General features: G+C 72.3%; 10 protein-coding genes. 5 read left to right on the top strand and 5 right to left on the bottom strand.

The window, feature by feature from the left end; all coding sequences use genetic code 11:
* Positions 1–81: 81 nt before the first annotated feature.
* The gene (locus tag PV963_RS32875) at positions 82–3,342 is read right to left on the bottom strand and encodes a helicase-related protein (RefSeq protein ID WP_274819989.1); all 3,261 of its coding nucleotides are present in this window, start codon (positions 3,340–3,342) and stop codon (positions 82–84) included.
* Between the two features lie 188 nt (positions 3,343–3,530).
* Between PV963_RS32875 and PV963_RS32870 the strand changes: the two genes are divergently transcribed.
* Both PV963_RS32870 and PV963_RS32865 read left to right on the top strand, forming a co-directional pair.
* On the top strand, positions 3,531–5,369 hold the full coding sequence (locus PV963_RS32870; RefSeq protein ID WP_274822185.1) for an HSP90 family protein: 1,839 nt from the start codon (positions 3,531–3,533) through the stop codon (positions 5,367–5,369).
* On the top strand, positions 5,366–8,401 hold the full coding sequence (locus PV963_RS32865) for a tetratricopeptide repeat protein (RefSeq protein ID WP_274819987.1): 3,036 nt from the start codon (positions 5,366–5,368) through the stop codon (positions 8,399–8,401). Before PV963_RS32870 ends, PV963_RS32865 begins: the two co-directional genes overlap by 4 nt.
* 10 nt (positions 8,402–8,411) lie before the next feature.
* Here PV963_RS32865 and PV963_RS32860 read toward each other — a convergent pair whose 3' ends face one another.
* Positions 8,412–10,289 carry a DAK2 domain-containing protein gene (locus PV963_RS32860; RefSeq protein ID WP_274819985.1) on the bottom strand — a complete coding sequence of 626 codons (1,878 nt, stop codon included), beginning with the start codon at positions 10,287–10,289 and terminating at the stop codon, positions 8,412–8,414.
* Between the two features lie 247 nt (positions 10,290–10,536).
* Here PV963_RS32860 and rpmB point away from each other — a divergent pair, with 247 nt between their 5' ends.
* Positions 10,537–10,722, top strand: a complete 186-nt coding sequence (gene rpmB, locus PV963_RS32855) for a 50S ribosomal protein L28 (RefSeq protein ID WP_003993230.1) — start codon at positions 10,537–10,539, stop codon at positions 10,720–10,722.
* Positions 10,723–10,808: 86 nt separating this feature from the next.
* Here the strand turns inward: rpmB and thiD are convergent, their stop codons facing one another.
* Positions 10,809–11,600, bottom strand: a complete 792-nt coding sequence (gene thiD / locus PV963_RS32850) for a bifunctional hydroxymethylpyrimidine kinase/phosphomethylpyrimidine kinase (RefSeq protein WP_274819982.1) — start codon at positions 11,598–11,600, stop codon at positions 10,809–10,811.
* Positions 11,597–12,562, bottom strand: coding sequence for a thiamine-phosphate kinase (locus PV963_RS32845; RefSeq protein ID WP_020270061.1), 966 nt, complete (start codon positions 12,560–12,562; stop codon positions 11,597–11,599). Before PV963_RS32845 ends, thiD begins: the two co-directional genes overlap by 4 nt.
* A gap of 206 nt (positions 12,563–12,768) precedes the next feature.
* On the opposite strand from PV963_RS32845, the gene PV963_RS32840 reads away from it, so the two are divergent.
* Together PV963_RS32840 and PV963_RS32835 are read left to right on the top strand one after the other, a co-directional pair.
* Positions 12,769–13,002, top strand: coding sequence for an Lrp/AsnC family transcriptional regulator (locus PV963_RS32840; protein WP_003997603.1), 234 nt, complete (start codon positions 12,769–12,771; stop codon positions 13,000–13,002).
* Positions 13,003–13,022: 20 nt separating this feature from the next.
* Positions 13,023–13,544 carry a DUF3515 domain-containing protein gene (locus PV963_RS32835; protein ID WP_425541042.1) on the top strand — a complete coding sequence of 174 codons (522 nt, stop codon included), beginning with the start codon at positions 13,023–13,025 and terminating at the stop codon, positions 13,542–13,544.
* Between the two features lie 28 nt (positions 13,545–13,572).
* Here the strand turns inward: PV963_RS32835 and PV963_RS32830 are convergent, their stop codons facing one another.
* Entirely contained in the window at positions 13,573–14,730 is a 1,158-nt protein-coding gene (locus tag PV963_RS32830) for a D-alanine--D-alanine ligase family protein (protein WP_274819977.1), read from the bottom strand.
* Positions 14,731–14,742 lie beyond the last annotated feature (12 nt).

Here is a 14,742-nt window from a genome sequence, read left to right as displayed (position 1 = left end):
AGGTATCAGTGTGGCTGGTCGCGCCCGCGCGGCGGTAGCCGCATATGGACTACAGCCCCGCGCCCCTCGGGCCGGCATCACTCATCCCTTTTCCAGGTACTGCTCCCTCTCCTCGTCCAGAAGGGCGTCCAGCGCCGTCCGCAGCGCCGGGAGGCGGGTCAGCTCCGGGTCCTTGGCCACCACCGCTGCTGCCTCTTCCCTCGCCTCCGCGATGATCTCCTCGTCCTCGATGACCGCGAGCATCCGCAGGCTGGTGCGGGCGCCCGACTGGGCCTGGCCGAGGACGTCGCCCTCCCGGCGTTGTTCGAGGTCGATGCGGGAGAGTTCGAAGCCGTCGAGGGTGGAGGCGACCGCGTTCAGGCGCTGGCGGGCGGGGCTCGCCTCGGGCATCTCGCTGACCAGGAGGCACAGGCCGGGGGCCGAGCCACGGCCGACGCGGCCGCGCAACTGGTGAAGCTGGGAGACGCCGAAGCGGTCGGCGTCCATGATCACCATCACCGTGGCGTTGGGGACGTTGACGCCGACCTCGATGACCGTCGTGGCGACCAGCACGTCCGTCTCCCCGGCGGCGAAGCGGCGCATGACCGCGTCCTTGTCGTCGGGGTGCATACGGCCGTGCAGCACCTCGACGCGGAGGCCCTTCAGGGGGCCCTTGGAGAGCTGTTCGGCGACGTCGAGGACGGCGAGAGGCGGGCGCTTCTCGGCGGCGTCCTCGGGGGACGCCGCGGCCTCCGGGGACTTCTTCTTGCCGGTCTTCTTCGGGTCGTCCTCCTCATCGCCGATGCGGGGGCAGACCACGTACGCCTGATGGCCGTTGCCCACTTCCTCGCGGACCCGTTCCCAGGCGCGGGACAGGAAGTGGGGCTTGTCGGCGGCCGGGACGACATGGCTGGCGATCGGCGAGCGGCCGGCCGGGAGCTGGTCGAGGACGGAGGTCTCCAGGTCGCCGAAGACCGTCATGGCGACCGTGCGCGGAATCGGCGTGGCCGTCATGACCAGGAGGTGTGAGGGCTGTTTGCCCTTGCCGCGCAGGGCGTCGCGCTGCTCGACGCCGAAGCGGTGCTGTTCGTCGACCACGACCAGGCCCAGGTCGTGGAACTGCACCTTGTCCTCGATCAGCGCATGCGTGCCGATGACGATGCCGGCCTCGCCGGTGGTGAGGTCGAGCAGGGCCTGGCGGCGGGCGGCCGCGCCCATGGATCCGGTGAGCAGCACCACCTTGGTGGCCTGCTCGGCCCCGCCCAGCATGCCGCCCTCGGCCAGCTCGCCCATCATCTCGACGATCGAGCGGTGGTGCTGCTGCGCGAGCACTTCGGTGGGCGCGAGCATGGCGGCCTGGCCGCCGGCGTCGACCACGGCGAGCATGGCGCGCAGGGCAACCATGGTGTTGTGGGTGACGGTGAAGTTGTCGGTGACGTATGCATGGCTCGGGTGGGCGACGCTGATGCACTGGACGGGCTTCCGCCCCACGTACTCGACCGCCCGGATGCCGCGTCGGAACGTGCTGTACTTCGGCCCCGGACGCACGCGTTCTGCTTTGCGGGTGAGCCGGAACGGGGCGTAAGCGTCCGGCAGGGACACCTGCACGTTGTACGCGGCCTTCTTCGGCAGCACTCGCGCCCGGCCGCCCAGAGAACGTACGAGCCATGCGACGTCCTCCGCGAGCCGGCGCGAAGCCGCGCAGAGGGAGATACTCATGCCGTCGGCTTGGACAGTGCCGTCCGTGTCCAGCAGTCCCTGCAACACGGCAAGACGGTCCTTGATCGGAGCGTTCTTGAAATCCTCAGGGACGAACTTGTCGTGGGACGTCGTTCCCCAGAGGCCCAACTCGCGCAGGACCTGGATCACTGGGTTGCGCGCTCCTCCGGCACGCTGCTTGAGCTGGATCGTGTAGTCACGGTGCGATCCCTTCACCGGTACCAGCCGGCATTCGGGCGCTACTGCCGCCGTTACCGCGTCACGGATCTCGTCGTCGATGGTGGAGAGACGGAGATTGTGCCGGAACGAACCGTCCCCCAGCAGCAGTCCGATCAGGTACGGGTCCAGGGGCAGCCCGGCGTCGCCGCCGAGATCGACCGGCTTCGCCGGCGGGATGTACCACTTCGACGACCCGTCGGCCTTGAACGTGTCGAGACGGATCTCCCGGGTCGTCATGACCTTGGGAGCCTGGCCACGGTGCCCACCACAGCTCGTGCCGACGATCCAGAGATGCTCGTCGTCGCACTCGACGGAACTCCCGTCGGACAGGACCAAGCGCCACACATCGCGCTCTCCCTGAGGAAAGACGCCATCGATCAGCGCGGTGTCCCCGTCCGGCACCACCACCTCGTCGCCCACCCGCAGATCCCCCATGGGGCGGAAGCCCATGGGTGTGAGCACCAGCGAGTCGAGGGGCTGGGCCTTGCCCGATCCGACCTCCCCCTGCAACAGCCGGTGCATCGGATGCTCGGTCGCCAGGTCGTCGAAGATCTCCTTGGAGACCCGCTGCTGGCCCTCGGTGAGGGTGAACGGGAGGCGGGCGTCGAAGGCCGTGAGGAGGCCGTCGGGGCTGGGTTTGCGGGGGGCCGCCGGGAGCTGGGCGTCCGCGTGGCGGCGGCGGGCCAGGGCGACCTGGAGGACGAAGGCCTCGTCCCATTTGAGGCGGGCGCGGGCATCCTCGATGTCCGCCTTGGTGTGCGGGCGGTGGATCTTCAGGAGTGCCTCGGGGAGGGGGACCAGGCCGCGGCCCTGGCGCAGGGAGTCCGGCAGCGGGTCGACGGCCTCCTGGGCGGTGGGCAGGACCGTCTGGATCGCTTTGCCGATCTTCCAGGACTCCAGCTTGGCGGTGGCCGGGTAGATCGGGATGAGGGCGCCGGCCCACGTCTCGACGGACTCGCCAGGGTCTTCGGCGTCACCGCGCAGCAACTCGTAGGCCGGGTGGGCGAGTTGGAGGCGGCGGTTGAAGACGGAGACCTTGCCCGCGAACATCGCGCGTGTGCCCGGCAGGAGCTCCTTGTGGGGCTTGTGAACGCCCTTGCCGAAGAAGACCAGTTGGAGGCGGCCGCTGCCGTCCGTGATCGTGACCTCCAGGCGCTGGCCCTTGCCGCGCGGGGCCCTGGCGGAGGCGAAGGTGTGCAGGCGGGCGTCGGCGACCTGGGCGACCACCGTGACGTGCTCGTCCATGGGGAGGTCGGCGAGGTGTGTGAGCTGGCCGCGCTCCTCGTATCTGCGCGGGTAGTGGTGGAGGAGGTCGCCGACGGTGAGCAGGCCGAGGTGCTCGGCCATCACCTTCGCGGTGGCGGGGCCGAGCACCGACTTCAGTGGTTGTTGCAGCGGTTCGTGAAGTGCGGGCACGAGATCCATTGCACACCACACCACTGACAATGCCGTAGAGGCCGCGGCGCACGTCGCCGTATACGTCCCGGAAAGCCCTGGTCAGGCAGCTGGTTCGGGCCTTAGGATGACGCGCTCCCGGCCCTCCTTCGCGGTCACCGCCTCACCGGGACCGCCCGACCCCGCGCCGTCGCGAGTCCCCCACCGGCGCCGTGATGATGGACTCCCAGACCTCACAGGCATCCCAGGCACCCCGTCCACCCCGTCCACCTCATACTTTCCAGGTCGACCTGCGTGGTCTGGTGGACCTGCTCTCCCACCACCTCTACTCCAGTCCCAAGGTGTATCTGCGCGAGCTGTTGCAGAACGCCGTGGACGCCATCACCGCCAGACGCGCGGCGGAACCCGACGCTCCGGCCCTGGTGCGGTTGTCCGCGGACGGCGGCGCCCTGCGCGTCGAGGACACCGGGATCGGGCTCACCGAGGCGGACGTGCACGACCTGCTCGCCACGATCGGGCGCAGTTCCAAGCGCGCCGATGGCCTGCAGGAGGCGCGTTCCGACTTTCTCGGGCAGTTCGGCATCGGCCTGCTGGCCTGTTTCGTCGTCGCCGAGCGGATCCGGGTGGTCAGCCGCAGCGCCGCTGCGCCCGGGGCGCCGCCGGTGGAGTGGACGGCGTCCGACGACGGCTCGTACACCGTGCGGACGCTGCCGGACGCCGAGCGCCCCGAACCGGGCACCACCGTGCATCTGGTGGCGCGGGCCGGCGCCGCTCAGTGGCTCACGCCCGAGCGGGTCGAGGCGCTGGCCCGGGACTTCGGATCGCTGCTGCCGTACGACGTCCGGGTGGGCGACGAGCCGGTCACCGACCTCCCGGCGCCCTGGGACCGGTCGTATCCGAGCCCGGCCACCCGCCGTGTCGCCCTCGCCCGGCACTGCCACGACCTGTTCGGCTTCACCCCACTGGACACGATCGACCTGTCCGTGCCGCTGGCCGGCGTCCGCGGGGTGGCGTACGTGCTGCCGTCGGCGGTCAGCCCGGCGCAGCGCGCGGGGCACCGTGTGCATCTCAAGGGCATGTTGCTGACCGAGCGGGCCGAACAGCTGCTGCCCGACTGGGCGTTCTTCGTGCGCTGTGTCCTGGACACGGACAGTCTGCGGCCGACGGCATCGCGCGAGGCGCTGTACGAGGACGAGACGCTGGCCGCCGTACGGGAGGCACTGGGCGAGCGGATCCGGGCCTGGCTGACCGGTCTGGCCGCCGGTGATCCGGAGCGGCTGGCCGCGTTCCTGTCGGTGCACCACCTGGGCGTGAAGTCCCTGGCCCGGCACGACCGGGAGATGCTGCGCACGATGCTGCCGTGGCTGCCCTTCGAGACGACCGACGGGCGGCTGTCCCTGGAGGAGTTCGCGCAGCGGCACCCGGTGGTGCACTTCACGCGGACCGTCGAGGAGTACCGGCAGGTCGCGCCGATCGCGTCCGCGCAGGGCATCGGCGTGATCAACGGCGGCTACACGTACGACAGCGAGCTGGTTCAGGCGCTGCCGTCGGTGCGGCCGGGCACCGTGGTCGCCGAGTTGGACGCCGACACGGTGACCGCGCATCTGGATGCCGTCGACCCGGCCGAGGAGCTGGCCCTGTCCGGCTTCCTGGCGGCGGCGCGGGCACGGCTCGACCCGCTGGGCTGCGATGTGGTGCTGAGGGCCTTCCACCCGCTCTCCCTGCCCGCGCTGCACCTCGACGACCGGGACGCCCGGCACGAACAGGCCCGCGCCGACGCCGAGGCGCAGGCCGACGACCTGTGGGCGGGCATCCTCGGCTCCCTGCGCGGCAGCGCCCCACGCGCGCGTCTGGTGCTCAACCACCTCAACCCGCTGGTCCGGCGGATCAGCTCGCTGCACGACCCGGAGCTGATCGGCACCGCCACGGAGTCGCTGTACGGGCAGGCGCTGCTGATGGCGCAGCGGCCGCTCAGGCCCGCGGACTCGGCGCTGCTCAACCGCGCGTTCCTCGGCCTCCTGGAGTGGGCCACGCACAGCGAGGACGGTCAGGCATGAGCGAGATCACGGACTTCGACGCCCTGCGCCGGGCGATGGCGGAGAACTCCGAACAGCCGGAGGGCCCGGCCCGCAACGCGCGCGCCGAGGAACTGCTGGCCGCCGCCGAGAAGCTGAACATCCCGCTCGCCGTGATCGAGGCGCTCGGACACCAGCTGAAGGTCTACAACTACAGCTCCGAGAAGGCCAGGATGTTCGTCCCCTTCGCGCGCCTGCTGCGCATGTGGGACGAACGGCCCGATGATTTCGACGAGTACGAGACCCACACGCTGCACTGGGTCTTCAAGTGGGTGTCGTCCGGCATGCTCGACCAGCCGCACATCCCGCTCGCGTCGATCGAGAAGTGGCTCGGCGAGATGGAGCACCGCTACCGGCTCGCCGGGCACTCCGAACGGGCCGTGCGCAGCGCCGAGCACAGCGTGGCCGCGCATGTGGGGGACCTGGCGCGGGCCGAGCGGGCGTACGCCGCGTGGCTGGCCGCCGACCGGGACGGCATGGCCGACTGCCACGCCTGCGAACTGCACGGGCAGGGCTGGTGGCATGCGGAGCGGGGCCGGGACGCGGAGGCGCTGGAGCTGTGGCGGCCGGTGCTGGAGGGCGAGTACGCCTGCGCCCACGAGCCGCACGCGGCGCTCGCCTCCTCCCTGATGCCGCTGCTGCGGCTGGGCCGCTTGGACGAGGCACGCGCGAACCACCTGCGGGGCTTGCGGCTGGTGCGGGCCATGGAGAGCATGCGCGGCGCCTACGCGGAGCACGTGGAGTTCTGCGCGCTGACCGGCAACGAGGCGCGCGGTCTGGAACTGCTCGCGGAGCGGCCGGCGTACTTCACCGACGACGGGCAGCCGCAGAGCAGGCTGGGCTTCATGAGCGTGGTGGCCCTGCTCATGGACCGCCTGACCGGGCTGGGGCTGGGTGACCGGCAGGTGCCCGGTCCGGCCGGCCGCGAGTGGACCGCCGGGGAACTGGCCACGCACGCGCGTGCGGAGGCCCTCGCCCTGGCGGCCCGCTTCGACGAGCGCAACGGCACGACGTACGTCAGCGAGCGGGCACGCGCGCGTATGGAGCAGCGCCCGCTGGTGGAGCGGCTGCCGCTGGGGGTGCGGTCGGTACGGCCGGTGCCGCCGCCCGCTCCCGAGGTGGTCACGGCCGCGGCCACCGGGCAGCCGGATCTGCCCGCCCTGCTGGCCGCGGCACGGCGGCTGTCGGACAACCTGCGGCCGGGCGCCGTGGAGGCGTGGGCGGCGGTCGCCGAAGCCGCGGAGGGCGTGGCCGGGGTGGATCTGGACCCGCGCGACCGGGCCGAGATCGCCGACCACGAGGCGATGGGCCTCGGCCCGGAGGGCGCCGCGCTCTTCGAGCGGGCCGCGGAGCTGTACGCGGCGGCCGGCGACCCCGGAGAGGCCCTGGCCGCACGCGCGCGTGCGGCGTACGTACGTGCTCTCGGGGGTGACGTGGACGCGGCGCTCGCGGCCGTGTCCGGCCCCTACGACGAGATCCTCGCGCTGTACGCCGCCGGCGACACCGGAATAAGGCAGACGGCGTCCGTCCTGATGGGACGGGCCCGGATCCAGATGCGCCGTGCGCACGAGGCCGGGGGCCCGGGGGCCGGGGAGGGTCCCGCAGAGGGTGCCGCCGGGCCGGACACGGTTCTCGGCGAAAGCATGGGTTCCGGGTCGGAAGCAGTCCTCACCGAGGCCGAAGCCGCTGTCCGCGAGGTGCTCGCGCTCGTCGGCGGGCGGGACGGGGAGGACGTACGGCTGGCCGCGCGGGCCGCCGAGGCACAGGCGATGCTCGCCGAGCTGGCCGGACTGCGCGGGGATCTGAAGGCGGCCGCGGGACTGTTCGCGCGGGGCGCGGCGGCGTTCGTCGCGGCGGGGCTGCCGTGGTTCGCGGTGGAGTACGAGGCCCGGCTGGCCTCCCTGGCCCACCACCTCGGCGACATGGCGGAGGCGGAACGGGCGCTGCGGGCGGCCCTGGAGCACGGCGGGGCCCAACTGGAGGCGACCGGACGGGCCCAGCTGCACCTCCAGCTCGCCGAGTTGACCGGCGACCGGGGCGATGCCGTGGAGGCCGCCCAGCACGCCCTGGAGGCCTCGCACTGGGCCGACGAGGCGGGCGAGGGCGCGACGTTGGGCGCCTGGGCCCGGCAGCAGCTCGGCGGGTTCCTGCTGCGGCAGGGACGGTGGGCCGAGGCCGCGGAGGTCCTGGAGTCGGCGCTGCCCGACCTGACCGCCGAGACGCACGGCGACGGGGCGATCGTGCAGACGCAGTGGTGGCTCGGCGACTGCCTGAGCGAACTCGGCGAGCACCGCGCTGCCGCCGAACGGCGTCTCCAGGCCGCCGAGATCGCCCGGCACTGGCCCGAACAGCACGACCACGCGACCCTCGCCCACCTGGCCGGTGAGTCCCTCGGACAGGCCGGGCTGGCCGACGAGGCGGACCGGGCCTACGCGCGCGCGGGCGACCTGTGGCGCGAACTCGGCAACGTCCAAGGGCTGATCCGGTCCGTGCGGGCCCGCGCCTGGCTGGCGTTGCGCGCGCAGGAGGGGGTCGAGGAGGCACGCGCCCTGATGGCGGAGGCGGTCCGGGAGTGCGAGGCGGCACGGGACACGGCGGCCGACGCCGAGTCCCGGCAGCAGCTCGTCGCCGAACTCGGGCACACCCACCGGCAGTTCGGCGATCTGCTGGCCCGGTCCGTCTCCGACGGCGCCGACGACGCCTCGGCCGGGGCCGTGTTCGAGGAGGCACTGTCCCAAGTGCTGCGCTCGGCCGAGGTGTTCGCCTCCCTCGGGGACGCCGCCCTGCACAGCCGCACCGGCGCCGAGCTCGCCGCGGGCCGGCTGGAGGCGGACCTGGGCCGCCCGGCCGACGCGGCGGCACGCGCGAGTGCGGTGCTGGCGACGTACGACGGCTACGGCGGCTACGGCGGCACCGAGACCGACGACGGGGACGCCGACGGCGAGGCGGTGCGGGCCCGGCGGGCGGAGGCGGAGCAGATACTTCGACTCGCGGAGGAGGAGCAGCCGGACTGATCGGCTCCGCCTACTCGACGCCGATGAGCAGCAGGGCCCCCTGCCGTCCGCCCCGGTACACGACCGTGTCGACGGCGAGGTACCCCTCGCGGACCCGGCCCTCCAGGTGCTCGGCGATGGTGCCGGGAGCCTCGTCGCCGAGCACCAGGGTGACCATCTCGCCCCCGGCCGCGAGCATGCGGTCCAGGACGGTCTCGGCGGTGGCCGTGACGTCCGAGCCGATCACGGCCACGTCGCCGTCGATCAGGCCGAGTACGTCGCCGGCCTGGCAGATGCCGGCCATCGTCCAGGCCTGGCGTTCGGCGACGGTGACCTCGGCGTAGCGGGTCGCGCCGGCCGCCGAGGTCATCGACACCACGTCCTCGTCGAAGCGGCGCTCCGGCTCGTGCACGGCCAGCGCCGCGATGCCCTGGACCGCCGAGCGGGTCGGGATGAGGGCCACGCGGATACCCTCGGTGCGAGCTTGCTCGGCCGCCGCGGCGGCGGTGTGGCGCAGCTCGGCGTCGTTGGGCAGCAGCACGACCTCGCGCGCGTGGGCCCGCCGTACGGCCTGTACGAGCTCGCCGCTCGCGGGCGGCTCCCCGGGGCGTGCGAGCACGGTGGTCGCTCCTGCCTCGGTGTACAGCCCGGCCAGGCCCTCGCCGGGCACCACGGCCACGACGGCACGCTGGGCGCGCTCGCGGGCAGGCCGCTCGGCGCCGGTGGTGTGCACGTCGCCGGCGCCGAAGTGCGTGACGCGGATCCGGTAGGGCCGCCCGGCCTCGATACCGGCCTCGACGGCGGCGCCCGCGTCGTCGACATGGACATGGACGTTCCACAGCCCGTCGCCGCCGACCACGACGAGGGAGTCCCCGAGCTCGTCGAGCCGCTCCCGCAACCGCGCCACGGCCGCGTCCTCGGCCTCCAGGAGGTAGATCACCTCGAAGGCGGGGCCGTCCCGGTCGCCCGCGGCGGCACTGTCGGCACACTCACCGCGCGGGGCGCCGACGGCCGGGGCGAGCCCTTCGGCGGCTTCCACGCGCGCGTGCGGGCCCCACGAGTCCGCGTACCAGTCCTTGGAGTCCTCGGCCGGCCCTGCGAGCACACTCGATGCCGAACCGTCCGCCTGACCGGGCACCCCGGCCTCGGAGACCACCGCACTCGCCGCTCCCGCGCCCACCCGCAGGGCCCCCGCGGTCACCGTCGCCGCCACGGCCCGCGGCCTCTCCCCCGTGAACGTCTCAACCAGCGCCCCGAGCACCGCCACCAGCCCCCGCCCACCGGCGTCGACCACCCCGGCGCGTTCCAGGACGGGCAGCTGGCCCGGGGTCGCCGCCAGGGCCGCGCGCGCTCCCTCATAGGCCGCCCGGGCCACCGTTCCGCAGTCGCCCTCGGCACCACAGGCGGCGTCGGCGGCATCGGCGGCGGCCGAGGCGACCGTGAGGACCGTGCCCTCGACGGGGTGGGCCACGGCCTGCCGGGCGGAATCGGCCGCGTGCCGCAGGGCCAGCCGCAGTCCCTGGCCGTCGGCAGGCTCTCTCTCGCCATCGGCGTGCGCGGTCCCGGCGTCGGCCAGCACCTGGGACATGCCGCGCAGCAGCTGGGCGAGGATCGTCCCCGAGTTCCCCCGGGCACCGATGAGCGCTCCGTGGGCCATCGCCCGGGCGGCGTCGGCCAGCGTCGGCCCCTCAGGGCCCGACCGCGCCGCATGCCCCGCGAACACGGCCTCGACCGCCGCGACGGCGGACTCCACGGTCAGATACAGATTCGTGCCGGTGTCCCCGTCCGCCACGGGGTAGACGTTGATCGCGTCGATCTCCTCACGCGCCCGCCCCAGCGTCTCGAGTGCGAGACCGCACCAGGTGCGCACCGCGAGAGCATCGAAGAATGTCTGCGGCACCTGCGCCACTGCGCCTCCCTGAGCTGCTGGACGTGGCAGGCAGCGTAGACCCCGGGACGGTGTCCACCGGAAGTGGGCCGGGAGAGGTCCCGGGCCGACCATGGTAGTTTCGTTCTACGGGCGCAGCCGTTGTATGCTGCTCCGGTTGCCCGATCCAAATCGGGCCATTCCCCTGGCAGCGCCACTCAGATCCTACGACCTGATCCCGGCATGCCGGGATCAACCGTAAGTGCATCTGAAGTCTTTGGAGTGACCCGTGGCTGCCAACTGCGACGTCTGCGGCAAGGGGCCGGGCTTCGGCAACAACATCTCGCACTCGCACCGCCGTACGTCCCGCCGCTGGAACCCGAACATCCAGCGTGTGCGTACCGTGGTGGGCGGGACGCCGAAGCGCGTGAACGCTTGCACCTCGTGCATCAAGGCCGGCAAGGTCTCGCGCTGACGCTCAGCTAGCGCGCGGCCACTGCTGGTTCGCTGTAGAGAGCCGGTCCACCTCTGGTGGACCGGCTTTTTGCCATGCCCGGATGCTCAGGAACCGGCCCGGAACCGCCAGCCATGATCCACCGGCCCGATCCCCCCGCCGAGGGCGAATCCGGCCGCGATCGCCCCGGTGACGTACTCCTTGGCCGCCGTGACCGCCTCCGGCACCGAGTGCCCCTTGGCGAGCTGTGACGCGATCGCGGAGGCGAGGGTGCAGCCCGTGCCGTGGGTGTGCCGGTTGTCGAGTCTCGGTGCCCGCAGCCAGTGCTCCTCGGAGCCGTCCGTGAGCAGATCGACGGCGTCCCCGGACAGGTGACCGCCCTTGATCAGCACCCACCGCGGCCCGCACCCGAGCACGGCCGTCGCGGCCCGCCGCAGCTGCTCCTCCGACTCCACGCGCACGCCCGTCAGCTGGGCCACCTCGTCGAGGTTCGGGGTGGCGACCGTCGCCACCGGCAGCAGCTTCGTGCGGACCGAGTCCAGGGCCGAGGCGGCGAGCAGGGAGTCGCCGTGCTTGGAGACGCCCACCGGGTCGACGACCGCCGGGGCGTGCGTGCCCGCGATCAACTCGGCCACCGTCTCCACGAGTTCGGCGGAGGCCAGCATCCCGGTCTTGACCGCCTGGACGCCGATGTCGTCGACGACACTGCGGTACTGCGCCCGCACCGCCTCCACCGGCAGTTCCCAAGCCCCCTGCACGCCGAGGGAGTTCTGCGCGGTCACCGCCGTGAGGACGCTCATGCCGTGCACGCCGAGCGCGAGCATCGTCTTCAGGTCGGCCTGGATGCCGGCGCCGCCGCCCGAGTCGGAGCCCGCCACCGTGAGGACGTTGGGAATCATGAGTCCATGTCCCCGAAGTGGTCCCAGCCGCCCTTGCTGGTCCACGGCGCCCCGTCGACCGTCACCTGGGGCAGCGCCGACGGGTTGAGGACCTCGCCGATGACCTTCCAGCGGGCGGGCAGCTTCACGTCCGGCGGGAAGGTCGCCACGATCGCGTGGTCCTCTCCCCCGGTCAGCACCCACTGCATGGGGTCGACGCCGACGGCCTGCCCGATGTCGTTCATCTGGGAGGGGATGTCGATCGCACCGGAGCGGATGTCGATGCGGACCTTGCTGGCCTCGGCGATGTGCCCGAGGTCGGCGATCAGCCCGTCGCTCACGTCGCACATCGCGGTCGCCCCGAGCCCGGCGGCCGCCGGACCCGCGTGGTACGGCGGCTCGGGCCGCCTGTGGGCCTCCACGAAGGCGCGCGGCGAGCGGAACCCGCGCGACAGCACCGCGTACCCGGCCGCCGACCAGCCCAGCCAGCCCGTCACCGCGACGAGGTCACCGGGCTGTGCGCCCGCCCGCGTCACCGGCTCCTGGTTGCGCAGGTCGCCGAGCGCGGTGATGGACACCATGATCGAGTCGCCGCGTACGACGTCACCGCCGACCACGGCGGCACCGGCCACCTGGCACTCGTCGCGCAGGCCGTCCATCAGCTCGCTCGCCCATGTCACCGGCAGCTCGGCCGGAACGACCAGACCGAGCAGCAGCGCGGTCGGCACGGCGCCCATGGCGGCGATGTCGGCGAGGTTCTGCGCCGCCGCCTTGCGGCCCACGTCGTAGGCCGTCGACCAGTCCCGGCGGAAGTGCCGGCCCTCGACCAGGATGTCCGTACTGGCCACGACCCTGCGGTCGGGCGCGGCCACCACGGCGGCGTCGTCGCCGGGGCCGACCCGGACCGCCGGGGTGGTGGTCAGACGGGAGGTGAGCTCCCTGATGAGCCCGAACTCACCGAGCTCACCAACAGTGCCCTTCATTGCCCTTTCTCCCCTTCTGTCCCTGTCCGTGCCCGGTCGCGAGGCCTTTCGGTCCTCGTTACGGTCGAAGTGACCGTCAAGTTCTGCCGGACCTGCACCCCGGCGCGCAAGACCCGGTCCCCGCAGGTCTCCCCGCGGCGAGCGGCGACGCGATACCGTGGCGTTCCTTTTCCCCACATGATCCTCGTGGCCGCCCTGGAGGTTCCGTGGTACAGGCGTACATCCTGATCCAGACGGAGGTCGGCAAGGCGTCGACCGTCGCCGAGACGATCAGCAAGATTCCTGGAGTCATCCAGGCCGAGGACGTCACAGGACCGTACGACGTGATCGTGCGGGCCCAGGCCGACACCGTCGACGACCTCGGCCGCATGGTGGTCGCCAAGGTCCAGCAAGTGGACGGCATCACCCGCACCCTGACCTGCCCGGTCGTCCATCTGTAGCCCCCGTCTACCCTGTGCCGGTGAACTCTTTCCGTCACCGGCACCACTGTGTGTCCCGCGTTTTCTTCCGCCTGCCCGCTCTCGCGCTGTTGATCACTGCCGCGGGCTGCTCCTCAGCAGACGACAGCGCGTCGGCGGCGGTTCCCAGTCCGGACGCGAAGGTCGCGGAACTGTGCCGGAACCTGGACAAGGTACTGCCCGCGAAGGTGGACGGAGAGCGTCGCGAGGATCCCGAGCCCGCGTCGGCGCTGACGGCGGGCTGGGGCAGCCCGGCGATCATACTTCGCTGCGGTGTGCCGCAGCCGCCGAAGATGGTCGATCCGAAGGTGGCCGACGGGCATGATCCGGACGCGGTCGCCGGCGGTGTGAACGGGGTCGACTGGCTGATGGAGAAGCAGGACGACGGGGGGTACCGGTTCACCTCGGCGAACCGTGAGGTCTATGTCGAGGTGGCCGTGCCGGAGGGTGTGGACAGCTCGGGGGTTCTGATCGATCTGGCTTCGGCTGTGAAAAAGGCGATCCCCGAAGGGATCGCCTCCTGAGCGCCGCGCTTTGCCCGCGGCCCCTGAGTCAGCGCAGTCCTGTCGACCTGCGAAGTGCCGCCTGCACCAGGCGGTCCACCAGCTCCGGGTAGCTCACCCCGCTCGCCTGCCACATCTGCGGATACATCGAGATGGGCGTGAAGCCGGGCATCGTGTTGATCTCGTTGATCACGAACTCGCCGTCCTCGGCGAGGAAGAAGTCCGCGCGGACCAGGCCCTCGCAGGACGCCGCCTCGAAGGCGTCGACCGCCAGGCGCTGCACCTCGGCCGTCTCCTCCTGCGTCAGAGGCGCCGGCACGATCCCCGGCGTCGAGTCGATGTACTTGGCCTCGAAGTCGTAGTACGCGTGGGCCTCGGGTGAGGGGATCTCGGCGGGGACGGAGGCCCGGGGGCCGTCCTCGAACTCCAGGACGCCGCACTCGATCTCGCGGCCGCGCAGCGCGGCCTCCACGAGGATCTTCGGGTCGTGCCGCTGGGCCTCGGCGATCGCCTCGTCGAGGCCGGAGAGGTCATCGACCTTGGTGATGCCGATCGACGAACCGGCGCGCGCGGGCTTCACGAACAGCGGCCAGCCGTGCTCGCCGGCGAAGTCGACGATCTTCTTGCGGGCGGCGGACTCGTCCCGCTCCCACTCGCGCGGGCGGATGACCACGTACGGGCCGACCCGGAGCCCGAAGGAGGTGAACACCCGCTTCATGTACTCCTTGTCCTGGCCCACGGCCGAGGCGAGCACGCCCGAACCGACGTACGGGACGCCGGAGAGCTCCAGAAGGCCCTGGAGGGTGCCGTCCTCGCCGTAGGGGCCGTGCAGCACCGGGAAGACCACGTCGACCTCGCCGAGCGCCTTGGGGACGGATCCCGGCTCGCTGTAGACGACTTCGCGGTTGGCGGGGTCGACGGGGAGCACCACGCCGCCCTCGGCCGACTCGGCGAGTTCCTCGACGCTGGGTGTGCGGCGTTCGGTGATCGCCATGCGTTCCGGTTCGTCGGCGGTGAGCACCCAGCGGCCTTCTCGGGTGATGCCGATCGGCAGGACGTCGTACTTCGTCCGGTCGATGGCCTTGAGGACGGCTCCGGCGGTGACCATGGAGATCCCGTGTTCGGAGCTGCGCCCCCCGAACACGACGGCCACACGCGGCTTACGAGACGGCTGCTCGGGGCTCTGGGGGAGGTTCTCGGTGCTCATATCGCGTTGAGA

Origin of the sequence: Streptomyces coeruleorubidus (assembly GCF_028885415.1) — a bacterium.
Classification (GTDB): domain Bacteria; phylum Actinomycetota; class Actinomycetes; order Streptomycetales; family Streptomycetaceae; genus Streptomyces; species Streptomyces coeruleorubidus_A.
This window is presented reverse-complemented; position numbering and strand designations above follow the sequence as displayed.

Coding starts and splice junctions, on each gene's coding strand:
- PV963_RS32875 (WP_274819989.1), bottom strand. CDS start 3,342: ATGGATCTCGTGCCCGCACTTCACGAACCGCTGCAACAACCACTGAAG.
- PV963_RS32870 (WP_274822185.1), top strand. CDS start 3,531: ATGGACTCCCAGACCTCACAGGCATCCCAGGCACCCCGTCCACCCCGT.
- PV963_RS32865 (WP_274819987.1), top strand. CDS start 5,366: ATGAGCGAGATCACGGACTTCGACGCCCTGCGCCGGGCGATGGCGGAG.
- thiD (WP_274819982.1), bottom strand. CDS start 11,600: ATGATTCCCAACGTCCTCACGGTGGCGGGCTCCGACTCGGGCGGCGGC.
- PV963_RS32845 (WP_020270061.1), bottom strand. CDS start 12,562: ATGAAGGGCACTGTTGGTGAGCTCGGTGAGTTCGGGCTCATCAGGGAG.
- PV963_RS32830 (WP_274819977.1), bottom strand. CDS start 14,730: ATGAGCACCGAGAACCTCCCCCAGAGCCCCGAGCAGCCGTCTCGTAAG.